This window comes from Acetobacterium sp. MES1, assembly GCF_002237635.1.
In the GTDB taxonomy this organism is placed as follows: Bacteria; Bacillota; Clostridia; order Eubacteriales; family Eubacteriaceae; genus Acetobacterium; species Acetobacterium wieringae.
The window spans coordinates 95,913-114,600 of record NZ_MJUY01000054.1 but is presented as its reverse complement, the minus strand read 5'-3'; the positions used below and the strand labels follow the sequence as shown (position 1 = coordinate 114,600).

Annotated in this window: 15 protein-coding genes; 1 reads left to right on the top strand and 14 read right to left on the bottom strand. The window is 44.7% G+C overall.

The genetic code is table 11. The features are described from left to right. Positions 1-27 precede the first annotated feature (27 nt). The 10 genes from BI182_RS15110 to modA all read right to left on the bottom strand — a co-directional run bounded on the left by BI182_RS15110 (position 28) and on the right by modA (position 10,508). Positions 28-1,524, bottom strand: coding sequence for a metallophosphoesterase (locus BI182_RS15110; RefSeq protein WP_228881458.1), 1,497 nt, complete (start codon positions 1,522-1,524; stop codon positions 28-30). A gap of 9 nt (positions 1,525-1,533) precedes the next feature. Continuing rightward, a complete protein-coding gene (gene amrS / locus BI182_RS15105; protein WP_341465145.1) occupies positions 1,534-2,364 on the bottom strand; it encodes an AmmeMemoRadiSam system radical SAM enzyme in 831 nt (276 codons plus the stop codon). Between the two features lie 316 nt (positions 2,365-2,680). Next, entirely contained in the window at positions 2,681-3,193 is a 513-nt protein-coding gene (locus tag BI182_RS15100) for a transcription repressor NadR (protein WP_070370009.1), read from the bottom strand. Between the two features lie 106 nt (positions 3,194-3,299). Next, positions 3,300-4,151, bottom strand: a complete 852-nt coding sequence (gene nadC, locus BI182_RS15095; protein WP_353744783.1) for a carboxylating nicotinate-nucleotide diphosphorylase — start codon at positions 4,149-4,151, stop codon at positions 3,300-3,302. A gap of 1 nt (position 4,152) precedes the next feature. Beyond that, positions 4,153-5,454: an L-aspartate oxidase gene (locus BI182_RS15090; protein WP_286809104.1), complete on the bottom strand. Its 1,302-nt coding sequence runs from the start codon at positions 5,452-5,454 to the stop codon at positions 4,153-4,155. A 13-nt stretch (positions 5,455-5,467) separates the two neighbouring features. Then, positions 5,468-6,376: a quinolinate synthase NadA gene (gene nadA / locus BI182_RS15085; protein ID WP_228881437.1), complete on the bottom strand. Its 909-nt coding sequence runs from the start codon at positions 6,374-6,376 to the stop codon at positions 5,468-5,470. 370 nt (positions 6,377-6,746) lie between these two features. Further along, a complete protein-coding gene (locus BI182_RS15080; RefSeq protein ID WP_286809102.1) occupies positions 6,747-7,706 on the bottom strand; it encodes a CHAD domain-containing protein in 960 nt (319 codons plus the stop codon). A gap of 153 nt (positions 7,707-7,859) precedes the next feature. Next, complete coding sequence (locus BI182_RS15075) at positions 7,860-8,933, bottom strand: sulfate/molybdate ABC transporter ATP-binding protein (protein ID WP_070370004.1); 1,074 nt, start codon at positions 8,931-8,933, stop codon at positions 7,860-7,862. Between the two features lie 3 nt (positions 8,934-8,936). Further along, on the bottom strand, positions 8,937-9,620 hold the full coding sequence (gene modB / locus BI182_RS15070; RefSeq protein WP_070370003.1) for a molybdate ABC transporter permease subunit: 684 nt from the start codon (positions 9,618-9,620) through the stop codon (positions 8,937-8,939). Positions 9,621-9,713: 93 nt separating this feature from the next. Further along, on the bottom strand, positions 9,714-10,508 hold the full coding sequence (gene modA / locus BI182_RS15065) for a molybdate ABC transporter substrate-binding protein (RefSeq protein ID WP_070370002.1): 795 nt from the start codon (positions 10,506-10,508) through the stop codon (positions 9,714-9,716). Between the two features lie 311 nt (positions 10,509-10,819). On the opposite strand from modA, the gene BI182_RS15060 reads away from it, so the two are divergent. Then, positions 10,820-11,341 carry a helix-turn-helix domain-containing protein gene (locus BI182_RS15060; protein WP_070370001.1) on the top strand — a complete coding sequence of 174 codons (522 nt, stop codon included), beginning with the start codon at positions 10,820-10,822 and terminating at the stop codon, positions 11,339-11,341. A 72-nt stretch (positions 11,342-11,413) separates the two neighbouring features. Here the strand turns inward: BI182_RS15060 and dxs are convergent, their stop codons facing one another. The 4 genes from dxs to BI182_RS15040 all read right to left on the bottom strand — a co-directional run bounded on the left by dxs (position 11,414) and on the right by BI182_RS15040 (position 18,649). Next, positions 11,414-13,315: a 1-deoxy-D-xylulose-5-phosphate synthase gene (dxs, locus tag BI182_RS15055; RefSeq protein WP_286809098.1), complete on the bottom strand. Its 1,902-nt coding sequence runs from the start codon at positions 13,313-13,315 to the stop codon at positions 11,414-11,416. A gap of 119 nt (positions 13,316-13,434) precedes the next feature. Then, positions 13,435-16,194, bottom strand: coding sequence for a bifunctional diguanylate cyclase/phosphodiesterase (locus BI182_RS15050; protein WP_286809096.1), 2,760 nt, complete (start codon positions 16,192-16,194; stop codon positions 13,435-13,437). A gap of 144 nt (positions 16,195-16,338) precedes the next feature. Beyond that, positions 16,339-17,769 carry an APC family permease gene (locus BI182_RS15045; RefSeq protein WP_250934635.1) on the bottom strand — a complete coding sequence of 477 codons (1,431 nt, stop codon included), beginning with the start codon at positions 17,767-17,769 and terminating at the stop codon, positions 16,339-16,341. Positions 17,770-18,121: 352 nt separating this feature from the next. Next, positions 18,122-18,649 (bottom strand): hypothetical protein, encoded by a 528-nt coding sequence (locus BI182_RS15040; RefSeq protein ID WP_070369997.1) that lies wholly within the window; start codon positions 18,647-18,649, stop codon positions 18,122-18,124. Positions 18,650-18,688: the final 39 nt, after the last annotated feature.

Here is an 18,688-nt window from a genome sequence, read left to right as displayed (position 1 = left end):
TCGCTCATTGCTTTTGCTGATCGTTGGTTATGCTTTTGTCTTAACCAGCAACTCACCATTATAAGAGCCGGATGGGAGCAGTTCCGTCCGGCCGTTAAAAAGCTGCTGGGCCGCCACCGCATAAGACCGGGCGATACTGGCAAAGGAACCTTCTCTGATGGTCGGGTTTATATTTCTGCTAACAATCGATAGGGTGTCATCGCTGTTTTTGAGAATTTCAAAGGTTCGAAAGTTTTGTGGAAAATCCCGGAGGGATGCTGTTTCAACCACCCAGAAGCCGTATTCCGGATGATCCGCATCCGGAGACTTTATCGGGGTTACAGTATTGCGATGCCGATGTCCGGCCACCCACAAAATCAGATTGGGATAAGACTGGAGTTTTTTTAGCAGTTCTTGTTCTGAAACTGGCGAAAGGGTACTCCATGACATAAACGGCCTGGTCAGCGGTTCCTGATATTCCACCCCAATGGGTATATGGGCGGCAATGATCATCAGCTGACCGGCTTGTTGTCCGGCTTCCAGCTCTTGCCCCAACCAGTCAAAACGCTCCCGATCCAGGGAACCATGGGCATATCCCTTAACGTTTTGATCATCATCCCTTTGGGTGTTATCGAGCACAATCACCTTGATCGGTTTTTCTGCCCGGGGTTCAAAGCTATAGCAGGCAAAACCACTCTGGCTGTTTTCCAGACTAAAACCGTGTCCGCTGGGCTTCGTTTCGGTTATAAAAAATTCCTTCATCCATTCTGCCCGACTCAGAAACCGCCGGGCGGGATCATCCGATACCGGCAAAAGCGGCTTATCCGGCCAGCTGTGATCATGATTGCCAATAACCTGATACCAGGGAATCTGCGGATTCAGCCCCACAGCCGCAAATTCGTCATAAAAAGGCTTCCGGGGGCCAACCCGGGGATTGGGACTGACCCCAAAATCCAAATTTATTTCTTTGCCATCAAAAATGTCAATCGACCAGCGCAGCTCATTGTACATGGCGTTGTTGGTGTTGTCGCCCATGGATAGACCAAAATCCAGAGGGTTTTGATGATGAATGGCGTTGATGGAATGAATGGCGCCATCTAAAATATGGGTGGTATAATGCATCATTTCAGAATACACTGAGACAATGCCACCACCAAATTTTGAATAGATTCCGTGGGCCGGAAATTCCCCGTCAGTGATATGAATATCCGTGATGGCAAAAAAATGCAACAGCTGTTCCGGTTCATTACCGGCAGGCAGCAAATAGCCCTCCGGCATCAGATCATCCCGTCTTTCTGGCTCCTTCGGATCCTCGGCAATCCATCCCCCATAGCCTTCCCGGGCCAATCGGTGGATCTCACCCGCCTCGACCTGCGGGGCCGTGGCAACAACCGGATCAAGATAAAACGTATACACTGCTTTTTCCGAATGAATCTCCGTTTCGGTTTCAGTGACCGGTACGGTGACCGGTATAATCTGCTGTTCGATATCTTTTAATTGTTTTGCCAGGCGACTATTTAGATTTTTTGAACGTTTATGTCCCATTGGTGTGCCTCAACAATTCCCTGCATAAACATTTTCCAGGGACTCTCTGGCGATGTCAGCCAGTCGATAAATCTGGGCCACGTTGGTGGCATTCCGATCGGTCATTTCATGTCTGGGAAAAAAGCGGGACAGATGAAGGGGGATTGATTTTCCCACTGACGCCAGCCACTTGGATAAAGCCCTAATTTCTTCCTCACTGTCGTTTTCCCCCGGGACAATCAGGGTCGTAACTTCCACATGACAGGCCTCACTGGCAATCCGAATGGTCTGTTTGACGGTTTCCAGATCACCACTGATTTTTTGATAGAACTTTGGGTTAAATGCTTTCAGATCAATGTTCATTGCATCAATATCAGGCAGAATTTCCCGGACTGGTGCTTCACAAAAACAGCCATTGGTGACCAGCACATTTTTTAAGCCATTCTTTTTTATCAGCTTGGCACAATCTCTGACAAATTCATACCCCACCAGCGGTTCGTTATAGGTATAGGCCAGGCCGATATTCCCCTCGCCTACCAGTCTTCGGGCATTGCCGACCAGATCCTCAGGCGTCATCCGCCGACCATGGGCTTCTTCACTGCCAGCCATGGAAATTTCGTAGTTTTGACAAAATGGACATCTTAAATTACAGCCAAAACTTCCGACCGACAAAATTCGGGAGCCGGGAAAAAAATGGCGCAACGGTTTCTTTTCGATGGGATCCAATGCGATGGCAGTAACTACCCCATAATTCAAGTCGCTTATCACATCCGACCGGTTAACCCGAGCCCGACAAAATCCAATCTCTGCCTCATCCAATCTGCAATGATGTGGACAGAGCTGACACGCTATTTTACTCACTGTTTTTCCACCCTTCGTTGATATCTAGTTAAAATAATCCCAATTCATTTTTGTGAAATGAATGAGGTTCTCAAATAACTACCGTACCGACCAATTGTTAATCTGTTGTCTGCCGCAAGCTTGGACAGGCGTTCGCCATGTCCGCCTTGATGCAGACAACATGATGTAACAATTGTCGGTACTGGGTTATCTTCTTTGACAGTCTGCTTCATTTTTGTGAACTAAACTTTCCGGTGCAAATAAAAAAGGAAAACCTCCTGATGTCTTCCTTCTTTTGTATGCTATATAGTTCATACCCCAATATTTATTTTTAAAATCACCCGACGCTGATTAAATAGCCTTTTTCCGTTAAACTTTTTTCAACCGCCGAAAGAATGCTGTCAGATACCGCCTCCACGGTATGATAATGGACCGTGTCGGTAAGCTTCATCAGGGGGCTGGTTTTTTTTTCTTTAAGTCCGGCAACAAAGGAATCCACATCGGCCCGGGTGGCCAGAAACAAATCAACCTGGATTTTTCCATAAATGTCGTGCAGAACATAGACGTCTCTGACAAAGCCACCGGCGTCAACAATGGTATAAAGCTCATCGCCGATTTCTTCATGGTTGTGGGACACCTTGAAGATCTTTTCCCGGGGCGGTGGATCAACGATTATATAGCCTTTGTTGGTGGAAATGATGTTGAAATGGGCCGCTTTCAGGAGCGCAATATCCTGAACGATGCTTTGCCGACTGACCTGAAAAATTTCTGACAGGGCGGTTCCTGAAACCGGTTCCCGGGATGACCGGAGGGTCTTGACAATGTCTGCCTGTCGCTGTTGTTTTTTCATGGTTTACACTCCTGGTATTTATGATTCAAATCAGATTTTTGTTAAACTGGCATTTATAAGTGCGTCGGGGGTGTCTCAATAATTATAGTGAACAATGATGGCGCCGTCAATTTCTATTTTTCATCAACGAATCCGATAAGATTTTCAGATTTTTCATCGATAAATCAAGAATTGGCGAAGAATGGGTCAGGGCACCGCAGGAAATAAAGTCCACTCCAATTTGCCCAAGCTCTTTTAACCGATCTTCCGTCACATTGCCGGAGCATTCGCTGATAGCCCGACCATCGATAATTTTAATGGCGGCTTTCATGGTGTCCGCATCCATATTGTCGAGCATGATAATGTCGGCACCGGCCTCCAGCGCTTCACGAAGCATTTCCAGATTTTCAACTTCGACCTCGATCTTTCGCACAAAGGAAGCAGCTGTCCTGGCCGCCGCAACGGCTTCTTTGACGCCACCGGCTGCATTGATGTGATTGTCTTTAAGCATTATCCCATCGGACAGATTGGTGCGGTGGTTGGATCCGCCGCCAACGGTTACGGCATATTTTTCAAAAATCCGCATAGTGGGGGTCGTTTTACGGGTGTCCAGCAGTCTGGTTTTGGTGCCAGCCAAATAACTCACCAGTTTTCGGGTGTGCGTGGCGATACCACTCATCCGCTGCAGATAATTAAGCGCTGTCCGCTCACCGGAGAGGAGGGTTCGGGCATCAGCAAAAACAATCGCCAGTAGCTCACCAGGGGTGACGGCATCACCATCACTGACAAAGGTTTCTACTCTGGCGCTGGGTTCCAGCAGTTCAAATACCCGCCGATAAACGTCCAAACCGGCAATGATCCCGGTCTCTTTGGCAACCAGTTCAACCTGGGCCTTGATCCCGGCGGCAATGACCGCATTCGTGGTAATGTCCTCACAGGGGATGTCCTCCTGCAAGGCCTGTAAAAGGTGTGGATCCATATTAAGCTTTATCAATTCGTTCAATCACTTTACTCCTTTCGATTTCGTCCAGAATGATGGTTTTATAGGCCAGGCGCAACTGTTCCAAATCTTTATACTCCGTCAGATCAAGAATGGGATGGCTGACCTCGCTTGTGACCTGATAATTGGCAGTGGTGTCCCGGGCTGCCCGTTTGGCAAAGACCAGGCTTTCCAGCAGTGAATTGCTGGCCAGCCGGTTGGCGCCGTGAACCCGGTTGCAGCTGATTTCACCGACGGCATAAAGATGGTCCATGGAAGTTCGACTGTTGAGGTCGACCTTGATTCCGCCCATAAAATAATGCTGGGCCGGAGTAACCGGAATACACTCCCGGGTGATATCATAGCCTTCTTCCAGACAATGTTTAAAGATATTGGGGAAGCGATGGGTAATGACCTCCCGGCCCATGTCCTGCATCGACAGCCAGACAAAATCACTTTCATCCTGTTCCATTTGCTCATGGATCGCCTTGGTGAGCAGATCCCGGGGCAGTAGTTCATCCACAAAACGCTGCATTTTGCGATTGACCAGCACCGCCCCCTCGCCCCGAACCGATTCAGAAATCAGAAACCGACGTCCGGGTTTCCGGGAATATAGGGTAGTGGGGTGGATTTGAATATAGCTGATATTTTCAAGCGTTATCTGACGTTTTAATGCAATAGCAATGGCATCCCCGGTGAGGTGAGCCAGGTTGGTGGAGCTGTGAAACAGCCCGCCCAGTCCGCCGGTAGCCAGCACCACGTAGTCCGAATGGTAGAGCTTTATGCTGCCGTCCCGATCACAGGCCACCACCCCCGAACATTGGTTATCCTGACAGATCAGATCCACCATCGCCATGTTTTCGACGATGGTAATGTTGGGTCGACTTTTGACCTGGGCCAGCAATTTACTGGTGATTTCGGCGCCGGTCAGATCTTCATGATAAAGAATCCGGGCTTGGGAATGGGCCCCTTCTCTGGTATAAACCAGCTCGCCATCCTTCGTTTCAAACTCGACCCCCAGTGCAATCAGATCGGTGATTATTTGCGGGGAATTGCGAATCATCACATCCACCGAGGCCGGATCATTTTCATAATGCCCGGCTTTCATGGTATCTTCAAAAAAACTATTGTAATCATCGGCATCCCGCAGTACACAGATCCCGCCTTGGGCCAGATACGAATCACTTTCATCCGCAGCTGCTTTGGTGAGCATCAATACCTGTTTGGTTACAGGAATATTCAAGGCGTAAAATAAACCCGATACGCCAGTTCCCACAACAATAATATCGGTTTTCCCGTTCATTGCCGGTACTCCCTTATTTGGCCAGTTCCAGCATTTTTTCCAACGCCAGAACGGCCCGGTTTCGGGTATCCTCATCAACTTCCATTTGATTGATGCCGTTTTCCAGCGCATAAGCAACCTTCGCCAGCGTGATCTTTTTCATGTTGGGACAGATCTGGTTTTGATTAATGGTATAGAATTTTTTGTTGGGATTGTTTTTTCGGAGTTGGTACAAAATGCCGATTTCAGTGCCGATAATAAATTCATCGGCATCACTGGCCGTGGCGTAGTCAATGATTCCGGCAGTACTCCCGACATAATCGGCAGCGCCGATTACTGTCATTGTGCATTCGGGATGCACCAGCACCCTGGCATTGGGGTGGGCCGCTTTGGCCGCTTCCAGCTCGTCGATCATGATTTCGTCGTGGACATGACAATAGCCATCATTGAAGATGAAATTTTTTTCCGGTACCTGGCTGGCAATGTACTGGCCGAGGTTTTGATCCGGCACAAAATAAATATTCTGCTGGGGCAGGGCCCGGACAATTTTTAAAGCATTGGAGGAGGTTACACAGACATCCACCGCTTTTTTGATTTCGGCAGTTGAATTGATATAGCAGACCACTGCCAGATCCTCATAGTTTTGCCGAACCTCGGCAATTTTCTCAAGGGATGCCATGTGAGCCATGGGACAGTCCGCAAGGGCTTCCGGCATGATCACGGTTTTTTCGGGGCTTAGAATCTTTGCACTTTCGCCCATAAAGGTTACCCCGCAGAAGACAATCACCTTTTGGGGCAGCTCGACGGCAATTTTGCTGAGATAATAGGAATCACCGATATAATCTGCAATTTCCTGAATTTCATCATTAACATAGTAATGGGCCAGGATCACTGCATCTTTTTCTTTTTTGAGTTTTTCTATTTTTAACAAGCGCTCTTTCACTTTTTTATGCCTCCACCTTTAATCGGATTTTCATGATTAAAAGTATAGCACGTATCTTTACAACTGACAAGCTGACTGTAAAGTTTATTTGAAATATTGACGTTTATTTCTGAACTACCGTACCGACCAATGACCAAGGGGTCAGACCCTTGTTAATCTGTTGTTCGCTGCGCCATGCGAAATCCGCTACGCTCCTTTCACATTGGTCGCGGGCAGTCGCCAACTACAAGCAAGCTTGTGATTGGCTCGTTGCCTTCGCGCAGAATCGGACAGGCTATGCCATGTCCGCTCCGATGCGTAGGGTCTGACCCCTAGGTCACAACATGATGTAACAATTGTCGGTACTGCTTATTTTGTCTCCCCTATCCACCTATTTAATAAACTTTTTGATCTTGCGATTGCCCGCCATCATCTGCCAGCCGATGATGATGCCGGCCTGGTAGTGGAGTTGACAATCTTCACAATCTGCGACCAGTTGTTCAAGCAGGTGCTGGTTGGCAAAGACATCGTGATAGTAGCCCAGATCATCCTGCATTTTTTCAAAGGCGTTCATCGATTTGCGGTTTTTTTGATCAAGAATCGAAGACAGCTGCTCAATAACATAGCGGAGTTTTTTACTCTTGATGCGCACCCGATGAATGGCCTGCTGATCCTCTATCTCCAGCGTTTTCATGCTCCGCCTGATTTTTTTGTGCCAGTTGGCAATCTGCTTTTTTGTATAGTCTTTGATCGAACCATGCAAATCCGACGCCGTTTCGTCCCAAGGCTCATTGAGTTTCCAGATCCAGATGTCCAGTAACTCCAGGGCAAAGTCATCGGTTTTGAGTGCCACCATTAAATGGTCGAAGGCCGCTTCCCGTTTTTCTTTTAGGAAACTTTTTATTTCCCCAAAACAATCGATCTCTAAAACGCTCTCTTTTTCGATTTCGGCAATCCCTTCCAGCAACACATCCAATTGTCTTACTTCACCGAATTGCCCGGCCATTTGTCTGAGCGTATCCTGTTGCCGTTGATAGTGTTCGGCCTTAAATAGCGGCGCAAAAAAAGCCAGAATAGCCCGAAACCTGCGAATCCGCACCCGCACCTGATGAACCCCCTCAGGATCACTGGGATTTTCAAAAAAATAATCATAAGCATTAATGATTTCATTAAATCCACTTTTCATAATGAGCTCCGCTGCAGGAACCAGCTTCTTTTTAGCTTTGATAGTCGGGCTTGATTGACCGACTACCCATACTGATTTGATCGGCGGTATCTGGGGCAACCGTAAGCCTTTATCATAACGTCCCTGATTTTCATGCAACAACCGTGACAGCTTTTCCATCATCATCGTCTTTTCCTGCCTTTCAAACTTCTTTATCATTCCTTATATACCCACTGTTTTTCTAAAGCAATGCTTTGATCCCTTGTTTTTGCAAACAAAAAAGAAATCAACAAAAGCTGATTTCTTTTTTTCTGACAATGAGACCGTCTCCGGCTCGTTTTATTCGGTTACAAAAAATACGGATTCCGGGTTGATCTCGATCTCGTATGGTTGCGCTTGATCAAATAGACGATCCCGCTCTTCTCTGCTGATCTCCGCCTGAAGATGATAATCATCCAGGCTTTTGGCTGGGGAGCCAATTTTTAGATATAGCGAGGTTCGAAATGGGCCATCACTTTCATCGGCGATATACACCTTGAAGCAATTAGTCCCGGAATATTCTGATGTATTCACAAACTTAACCTGATTGGCCCGAATCCCCATATAGCCGGATTCCGCTGCAATTTTCATGGTGGTTTGCATCGTTACACCCCATTTTGGAATATCCAACAGGTAATCAGAGCAGCGGCGGGCCTTGATTAGATTTTTGCAGCCGGTAATTTTAGCCGTTTCCAACGAGGCCGGATGCTTGAAAATCACGTCTTTGTGTCCCAATACTTCCAGCTTCCCGGTATTAAAGATGGCGATATGGTCAGCCAGCCGGTAGGCTTCCTCGCGGTTGTGGGTGACAAACAGGGTTAATCCCGTAAATTCTTTCAGTGATTCGACCATTTCTTTCATCATGTGATTTCTAAGATGGACATCGAGTGCTGAAAAAGGTTCATCCAGCAAAAGAATATCCGGTTCAACTGCCACTGCTCTGGCCAGCGCTACCCGCTGCTGCTGCCCCCCGGATATTTGAGTCGGGTAGCGATTACCAATATCACCCAAATGATACTTTTCCATTAACGCATCGACACGTCGTTTTTTTTCATTTTTCGGCAAATGATCCAAGCCAAAGGCAATATTCTGAACCACCGTCATGTTGGGAAAGAGGGCATAATTCTGAAAGAGAAACCCCACCTTTCTTGCTCCCATCGATAAATTGATTTTTTTTTGCGAATCAAAAAAGGTTTTTCCATTAATGATAATCTGGCCTTGATCGGGTTTCACCAATCCAGCGATACACCGCAAAAGCATGCTTTTGCCAGACCCGGAGGCACCTAGAATACCGATGATCTCTTCCTCCGATTGGAGTTTTACTGCCAGCTGAAAATCGTATAAATTCTTTTTTATGTCAATCATAAACGCCATCGATTAACCTCCAAAGCCCCGTTGCTGTTTCTTTTTGCGACTCTCCCAATAATTATTGATCACCAGCACCGTTAACGAAATGGCAAAGATAATCAGCACCCAGATCAACGCTACCTGCATCTCGCCACCTTGGGTGGCAAAATAAATGGCAATGGGAATGGTTTCCGTTTTTCCGGGAATACTGCCAGCCACCATCAGGGTTGCTCCAAATTCGCCGAGACAGCGGGCAAAGGTCAGGGCGGTCGCTGCGGCGATTCCCGGCCGGGCTACCGGGACGGCGACCCGCCAGAATACCTTGACTTCTGAGGCGCCCAGGGTTCTGGCGGCACTGAGAATATTGGGATCAATCTGTTCAAAGGCACCCATGGTGGTTTTATACATCAATGGAAATGCGACCACCACCGCCGCAATTACGGCAGCATACCAGGAAAAAATAATGTTGACTCCAAATATTTCTAAGAAATTGCCAATTGGTCCATTCTTGCCAATTAACAGTAAAATCCCAAACCCGGCGACAGTTGGCGGTAAAACCAACGGAAGGGTTAAAATGCCATCGATCAGGCCCTTCCAGCGACCATTATAATTGGTCATCAGCCAGGCAATTACCAGCCCCAGAAAAAAGACAATGGCCGTGGCGGTCAAGGTAACCTTGATTGAAATCCATGCTGGCGAAAAATCGAACCCCATTCTAACTTCTCCCTCTACTTCTTGCTGGCATCCACATAAAACTGTGCGATGATGCGGGCAAATGATCACTACTGATGGCTCTCACCAGTTTCTTTATAAAATCGTAAAACCGTATTTCTCAAATACTGCTTTTGCTGCATCGCTGCTTAAATAGGTTACAAATGCCACTGCCGCATCATTATTTTTACTGGCTTTTACAACGCCAGCCGGATAAATAATCGCTTTATGAGAATCAGCCGGAGCAGTGGCTGCGATCTTGACATTACTCGATGCCCGAGCATCGGTTGAATAGACAACACCGGCATCGACATTTGCTGTTTCGACCCAGGTTAGGACTTCTTTAACATCCTTACCATAAATAATTTTACTCTGAATCTGTTCCATTATATTATAAAAATTAAATACGTCAACTGCATATTGACCAACTGGCACACTACTTGGTTCACCGATACCAATTTTTGTAATCGCTGGATCGACCAATTGATCAAAACTGGTGATGGTGGCGGTTGAGTCTTTTGGCACGACCAGAACAACTTCATTTCCCAATAGATTCTTGATCGTATCGTCATTCATCAATTGGGCATCTTTTAATGTTGTCATATCTTTAGCTGATGCGGACATAAAGACATCCACTTCTGCACCCTGCTGAATCTGCTGAGCCAGCGATCCCGACGAACCAAAATTAAGCGTCAAGGTGGTTTCCGGTGACTCTTCTAAATACAGACTCTGAATTTCGGTCATGGCCTCCTTTAAGCTGGCCGCCGCAGAAATAGTCAGTGCTACCGGTTCTGATTTCTTTTCCTCCTTGGCTGCAGGCTGACAACCAGCCAGGGCAAAAATCAAAGACATGAAAACAACCAGAACAAGACCTCTTTTTAACAACTTCATCTCATTTCTCCTTTTCACTTTTTTCATTATGTTTTGTTATGTTTTGATGTTTTCCATTATACAAAACAGAATTGTCCGAGTCAAATGATTATTCTGTATTTTTCATGTACATTCACATCCTGTTTTTTCTTTAATTAACTGTAAATGGGCATTTTAATCCTTTAATATTCGCCCAGGATTGGTTATAATAGATGTAACCATGGAATTGTGAGGAACTTATTACTTCCTGGACTGGCTTAATTTCAAAATTTTCAGAAGTTTTCCGAACTCACAATTAGTCAATCGATACATAACAAAAGGAGGCGATCATCGTGAATGACGAACTTTTATACACCCCAGAAGAAATCAGCCAAAAACTAAAGATTACCAAGAATACGGTTTACGAGATGGTCAAACGGGGGGATCTTGAAGCCCATCGCCTGGGCAAGCATCTGCGCATTTCCCAGTCCCAGTTCGATAATTATTTACTCAAATCAAAGGGTTCCGCCAATCAGTATCAGGGCACGGTGTTTATGGAAGGTGATGATCAATTCGTCAAAATTGATGATGTCAATATTCATGTTCACACCGATTTAACCGGAGCGGTTAAGCTTTCGATCCGACCGGAGGACATCATTCTCAGTCTTGAACCATTTACCAGCAGCGCCCGAAATATTTTTAAAGGGCAGGTGGTGGATCTGATTGATAATGCTGATGGCGTCAAAGTTATTTTAGACATCGGGATTCCAATCATGTCCCTGATTACCAGAAAATCGCTGGAAAACATGAAGATCAGCAAGGGCTGTGAGCTTTATGCAGTCTTTAAAACAATGTCGATTACTGTCTATAAATAGTTAATGCTGATCTGATAATAATTCTGGCATGCCCAGCAAATCATTGCAAAATAAAAACGGCTTACGCCGTTTTTATTTTGCCTTCGATATTTCTGCGATTTCAGCAGCGATCTGCGGTGGTAAAAATCCGCAATAGCCATCTAATGCCGCCAGATCGCCCTGTTCCATCAGGGGGTTTTCGATGGCCCGGATTCGGATCTTAGCAGGTTTATTACCGTCATGTTGAGCGATGGTAGCAGCCAGCTTTTCGCCGATTCCACCACTACGAATGCCCTCTTCCAGGACATAAACAAGCCTGGGCTGACCAATCAGCGACAGAATTTTTTCGCTATTTAGCGGATAAACCTGAATCAGCTTGATGAGGCGAATCCGGTGGTTCGCTTTTAATAATTGGACTGCTTCATAGACATTTTTTGTGATACGGCCATAGGTGACCATCACAATTTCCGGATCTCCCTGGTTGCGCCCTGTGTCATCAAAGTCCTGATAACAAAACTCGCCGCAAAGATTAAAACCGCTGCGATCGTATTGCTGCTGGGCGCCTTTGGGATAGCGGATGATCGCCAGCTTCGGCGCTTCAAAACAGGTCGCAAAACTCTGCTTCATTTCATCATAGGTCTCCGGACTGTAGATTTCAATTCCCGGGATGGTAGACAGATAAGAACAATCATAAATTCCCTGATGGGTAATGCCATCGCCGGGTACCAGTCCACACCGATCCAGAGCCATGATCAGCGGCAACTTCTGAATGGCCGCATCATGAATCAGTTGATCATAGACTCGTTGGACAAAGGTTGAATAAATGGCGCATACTGGCGTTTTCCCATTGGCTGAGAGACCGGCAGCAAAGGTGACGGCGTGTTCTTCGGCAATCCCGACATCATAAAAACGCCGGGGATGGGTCAGGCTGAAATGATCCAGTCCGGTGCCCCCAGTCATCGCTGCGGTAATCGCACAAATAGAATCGTCCGCGTTGGCCGCCGCCACCATTATTTTTCCAAACTGAGCCGAAAAACTATCTTCAGATGCTTTTTTTTCAATCCCCTTAACCTGGTCGAAGGGACCCGATGAGTGATACATTTCCGGATGTTCTTCGGCATGGACGTAGCCCTTTCCCTTGACGGTATGAACGTGAACCAGACAGCAGTTGGTTTTACTTTTGGCTTCGCTCAGTACCGATTCCAATTTTTTAAGATCACAACCATCAACCGGCCCCAAATAATCGAGGCCCAGATGTTCAAAAAAATTCTCGGCAACCACCCGTTTTTTAATGTGTTTTTTTAGTTTACGGGTGCCTTCAATCAGACCATCGCCGATGGTGGGGATCTTGTGTAACAACGACTGTGTCTGGTGTTTTAAATTGAAATAATTCTGACTGTTTCTAATTTTTGATAAGTAATTCGAAAGTCCGCCGACATTTTCTGAAATTGACATCTCATTGTCGTTAAGAATTATAATCAGTCGCAGATTTTTTTTATTACAATTATTCAGCGCTTCATATATCATTCCATTGGTAAACGAGCCATCGCCGACAACCGCAATGACATAATTCTCCTTGCCATCCAGCTGATTGGCCATCGCCAGACCCAGGGCAGCTGAAATCGAGGTGCCACTGTGACCAGCGCCAAAAGCGTCTTTATCGCTTTCTTTGCGATTGGTAAAACCGGAAATCCCATTCCACTGCCGCAAGCTGCTAAAGACCTGTTGTCGACCGGTTAACAATTTATGGGTATAACACTGGTGCCCGACATCAAATACAATTTGATCTTCCGGGTTATTGAAAACCCGATGAATGGCCAATGTTGTTTCAACAATACCCAGATTGGAAGCCAGATGCCCACCATTTTTTGATACCGTTTCTAAAATTCGATTCCGTAACTCCCCGGCCAGATTTTTAAGCTCGGCATCAGACAGGCCGATTAAATCCTGGGGAGACAAAATATTTTCTAATAAAGTCAATTTGAATCCTTTCACCGTTTCTTCCCTTTCATCGATTATAAAAAGGAATCATCGTAACACTTGCCCTTAATTAAGCATTTTTTTAAGGTCAACACCTTCGTTTTCAATCATACCACATTATGCGATACTTTTCTTTAATCCACTTGATTCTGCTCAGTGATCAAAATTTCAAAGTCCTTAACCGAAAGCGGCTTTGAAAAATAATACCCTTGTATTTCATGACAATTATTTTCTTTTAAAAACAAAAATTGTTCGTGCGTTTCAACGCCCTCGGCAATCACGTGAAGTTCCAATTGGGCAGCCAGGTTCAGAATTGTCTTGGCAATGCTGCCGCTATCATTTTCCGGATAATCTTTAATAAACTCCCGGTCAATTTTCAGTTTGTCAAAATTCAGATTCTGCAGATATTTCAGTGATGAATAGCCAGTGCCAAAGTCATCGATGGCAACCTTAACCCCCAATGCTTTGATCTGCTCCAACTGGCTGCCGGTTCCGACCATGTTTTCCACCAGAATTCCCTCGGTAATCTCAACTTCCAATAATTCTGCGGGCATTTGATATTTTTCCAGCAGTTCCTTGATGATTTTAGGCAGATCTGATTTTTTAAATTGAACTGGAGACAGGTTAACGGCCACTCCTAGAGGTTCATTGGTCAGCTGTTGCCATTTTTGGTTTTGCCGAATGGCTTCTTCCAAAACCCAATTTCCGATGGGAATGATTAAATTTGTCCTTTCGGCGACGGGTATAAAGTCCCCCGGGCTGACCTGGCCGAGATTTTTGTTATGCCACCGCAGCAATGCTTCACTGGCAATAATGGCTCTGCTGCCGACCTGAACCTGAGGTTGATAATTTAAACTGAGCTCATTGTTTTCCAGAGCACTTCGCAGCTCTGTTTCCAGTTTCAGATTATTGAGATAGTTTTCACGGATTTCTTTTTCATAGAAAACATAGGTATTATCGCCGGTTTGCAGCGCATAATTTTTGGCAATATTTGCGTATTCAATCAGTTTTTCAAGATCAGCGCTGTCATCCTGAAAAACGGCGATTCCAATTGACACATTTAAGTAAACCTTCTCGGTATCAATTTCGATCGGTTCTCTGATATAGGTTATCATTTTATTCATTAAATGTCCCATTTCCAGCTTATCATTGCTGTTGATACGGGCCATTATAAACTGGTCTTTGTGCAGAATTCCCAGTAGATCCGTAGCGCTCAAAAAAGTCTGAATCCGCCGGGAAACTTCATTGATTAAAATGGCACCTGATTTTTTTCCCAAATTATCATACAGCGTATTAAAATTTGTAACCTGAAGCACCACGACAGCCATCCGATCAATCTGCTTGATGTATTCCCGGACTTTCATTTCAAAAAGCACCTGGGTAGGTAACCCGGTGGCTTCGTCATAATGTTTAATTTTATTGATGGCCTCTTCGGTAATTCGGACACTGGTTAAATCTTCAAAAACTTCCAGAAAATTACTGAGAGTATTGCTTTTTCGATCAAACATTTTTGAGATCGAAATATATTTGGGATAAGTGGTGCCGTCTTTTCGTTGATCGGTAATTTCACCCTTCCAGTTTCCTTCTTCATTAACGGTCTCCCAGATTTTGCTGTAGATCTCCCGAAGCGTTTTAGCTGTTTTTAAATCAATGGGCTTTTTACCCAAGGCTTCACCTTCGGAATAGCCAGTGATGGTCGAAAATGCCTTATTAACATAAACAATCTGCATGTCGGCATCCATGATCATAATCCCTTCCTTGGCATTTTTAAAAATGCCATCGGTTATTTTTTCCCGGGATCTGGCTTCTTTCCTGATCAGCAACAACCATGAAACAATCACACTGATAATACATAAAACCAGAATCAACAAAACGGCAATGAGCACAATGGTTCGGTTATCCTCATTGGTGAAAACCCCCAGTACATCCAGGGGTACAGCCCCAACCAAGACCCAATGCAGGTTTTGATAGCCTTTTAAGGGATAGATCGGAGTGTAAAAATACAGGTCTCTGCCGTCATCATAATAACCGCTGCCTTTGTTTAGGATAGCCTGCCAGATTTCCGGATTTTCCTGGCTGAATGAGATCCTTTGCTGATCACCATACATAAAGGAAAAATCCTTGTCGCTGTTTTCACTAAGCAGATAGTAGCCTTCATTATTTAACAGCAGTATTTTCATGTCCATATTGCTTTTGGAATCATTTTCGATCTGATCCAGCATATTCTTAGCCAGATAGTTTAACACCAGAATTCCCTGACGTTCGTTTTTATCGTTGAACACCGGCAGCACCAGCCGCATCAGTGGCTTAAGTGGTGTTTCAACAACGCCACTTTTCATGCTTAAATCCATCGGTGAAATATAAATTTCGCCGGGGTTAAGCTTGATCCCTTCCTGAAAATAGGTCTGATCGCCCTTATATTCCAGCTCACTGTCTGCCACTGCCATGGTACCATTTTCGACCTCATTGACCCGAACTTTTTCGTAGCCATCGACACCGATATACCGGATGGAATCATAGATTTTTTTGTTGGTCATCATATTGGAAAAGATCCGTTTCAATTCGTGCTGAACATTGGCATCCGTCATATTGCCCACATAAGCTCTGATCTCACTGGAATTTAAAATAATGTTTCCATCTGACTTGATATCTTCAAAAATTGAATTGACGTTGACGCCAACAATTTCGCTGTTATTTAACTGTCTGATTTTAATGATATTTTTACCATTTTCGATATTGATGTTGATAAAAATCCCGGCAAAAATGGTCACAATCAGAAGTCCCGGCACAAAGATCATCAGAAAATTCGTAAGCATTTGTTTTATTCGTTTATTCTTGGAATCCATCATGACTATCCTTTCGATTTTCGTGATAATCGTTTCTTTGCCATTCATTATACTAAACTCGCAGAAGTGTTGCAATCAAATACCCATCCACTTAAAATCAATTTATAACACAAAGACAAACCACCACCGGGCAAATTGACCAGTGGTGGTTTGTTTTGTTTTATAATATTTTGATACACAATCGGTTTAACGTTAGACAATTGGTGAATCAATGATCACCGGCTTATTCTTTACCCCCGTATCGCCTACCGCTTGACATCTTAAATTCATTTCATGAACATCGGCCGTTTCGAATAGTGAGATTTTTTTAATCACTTTTACCCAGATCACTGCATAGGCAATCAGGATTGCAAACAGACCGAAGAATATTTTATAGACCAGCAATCGGGTGTCACCTTCGGCAATATGCCAGATCATATAGATGTTACCAACAATACATAGCAGCTGGGGAATCCCAAAGAAGGTCAGCTTTTTATTACGGCCAGGCATATCCGGGTATTTTCTTCGCAGGACCAACACTGAAATATTGACCAGAATATAGGATGCCAACCAGAAACATGAGGCCGCCAATAAAATTGTGGCTAAACCGGAAGACTGGGTAAAGCCGGTAATTAGCATTGCCAGGTCACCGACAAAAATCAGTACCAGCCCGGCCACCGGGATTTGATGTTTATTCTTTTTGGCAAACACCTTAGGCATCATCTCATCCTGGGCCATTCCCGATAATATTTTACTGACACTGCCCAGAACTGTATTGGCGGTACTGATTCCAGCCAGCAAGGTCACAATCCCCATCCAGTAGACACCAAATTGACCCAGTAGATTTTCTGCAAATAACATATGCGGCATTTCTGAGCTAGCCAGGGCTTCCAGGGTAACATAATGGGTCATCCCAATCCCAAGCATGGCCTGAACTCCAAACAGCAATAATAGACCAAGAATCATTGACAGGGTTACATCACGTTTGGGATTCTTTAAATCCTTGGCGATGGGAATAACAAATTCAATACCAATGAATAACCAGAATGCCAGGGCAGCCAGCGATGCATAGCCACTGATCCCGGTTACCGGCGCTGGTGTTTGCTGGGCAGCGGTAATTACGGTTCCCGTTCCCAGATTAAAAAAGCTGATAATCCCCAGGGCAATCAATGAACCGATCAGTAATACAACCACAACATTTTGAACCTTGGCAAAAATATCGACCCCATTATAATTGACCATAAATAAAATTGCCAATAACACCACGCTGAGGACCGGGGCTGGAATCATTGGTAGGAAAATCTGATTGATTACCATTCCACACATTGCCATTTCCACCGATGACGCCAAAATCATGGTAATCACATAGGCGGAAAGGTTTGAAATAATGGATGCCACCGGGCCGAGTCCCGCCAACGTATATTGTCCAAGACCCCCTTCCACCTCTGGCATGATGGCATGAAGCTCACCAAATGTCAGCGACAGCATCACATTTAAAAAAAGTACAATTCCTAACGAGATGATAAACCCGGAACCTGCCAAACCCATTCCCTGACCAAGTAAAAGCAAACAACTGGTTGCTACAATCAGACCAACACAGACTGATACCGCAGAGCCTAATCCCAATTTTTTCTGATTTTCCATAATAATCTCCTTCTTAATTTTTTTTGACACCTTATTCGTCATTGAAAAAGTGTCCCGATGGTGTGTTTTTTAAAATAAAAAGATGCCCAAACATCCTTTTGGATATCTGAGCACCTTTGCCCCCATTATTATTCAACTAATACAATCCACAATACACAAAAAATTCCGAGTTATATTTTTCATTATTTCCTGAAAAAAACGCCTACAAGTAAGCTCATTTCTGCGAAAATAAAAAGACAAAACAATTGATTTCCTAAAAAGAAATCAGACTGCTTTGTCTTTCTGATCTTACTATACTCTATTTCATCCTGATCTTATTGTAAAAATCGGAACACTTTGAAATTTTATCCCATTATTCTTCAATTGGAATAATAATCTGGGCAATTTCCCGGCCTTTTCCTCTGACAAAGGTGACGGTGAGACTTTCACTCTCCGTTTCCAGAGCATAGGCAATACTTGCTGCACAACTCCCACCAATGGGCGTTTCCTGAATCATCCGCTTGGGATCCTTTATATTATAAGTCTCCAGCTCGTTACCCGCATCATCGCTAACCATAAAATCCCCTTGTGCCAAAAAGAAATCCATATTGTTTCGCTTTTCATAGCTGATATTTTCATAACTATAGTCAAGAAAGATAACCGCTTGGGGATTCGATTTGGAATTAGCATCTCTTTGTGGCGTTGTTCTGGCTCCGTTGATGGTCACACTGTAATCGCCATTGGCTGTGGTTATGACAAAGGGCTCATTTAATACCATTTCCGGCAGTTTTTTAGCGACAATGGGCTCCCTTTGCGCCGTAAAATAGTCGACAATGCCGCAACCTGAAAGTCCAAAGACTGTCAGAACAAAAAACAAAAGTATTATCCCCAGCTTTTTCATCTCCGACCTCCGTATGGTTAAATTATAGCCGTACTGTAA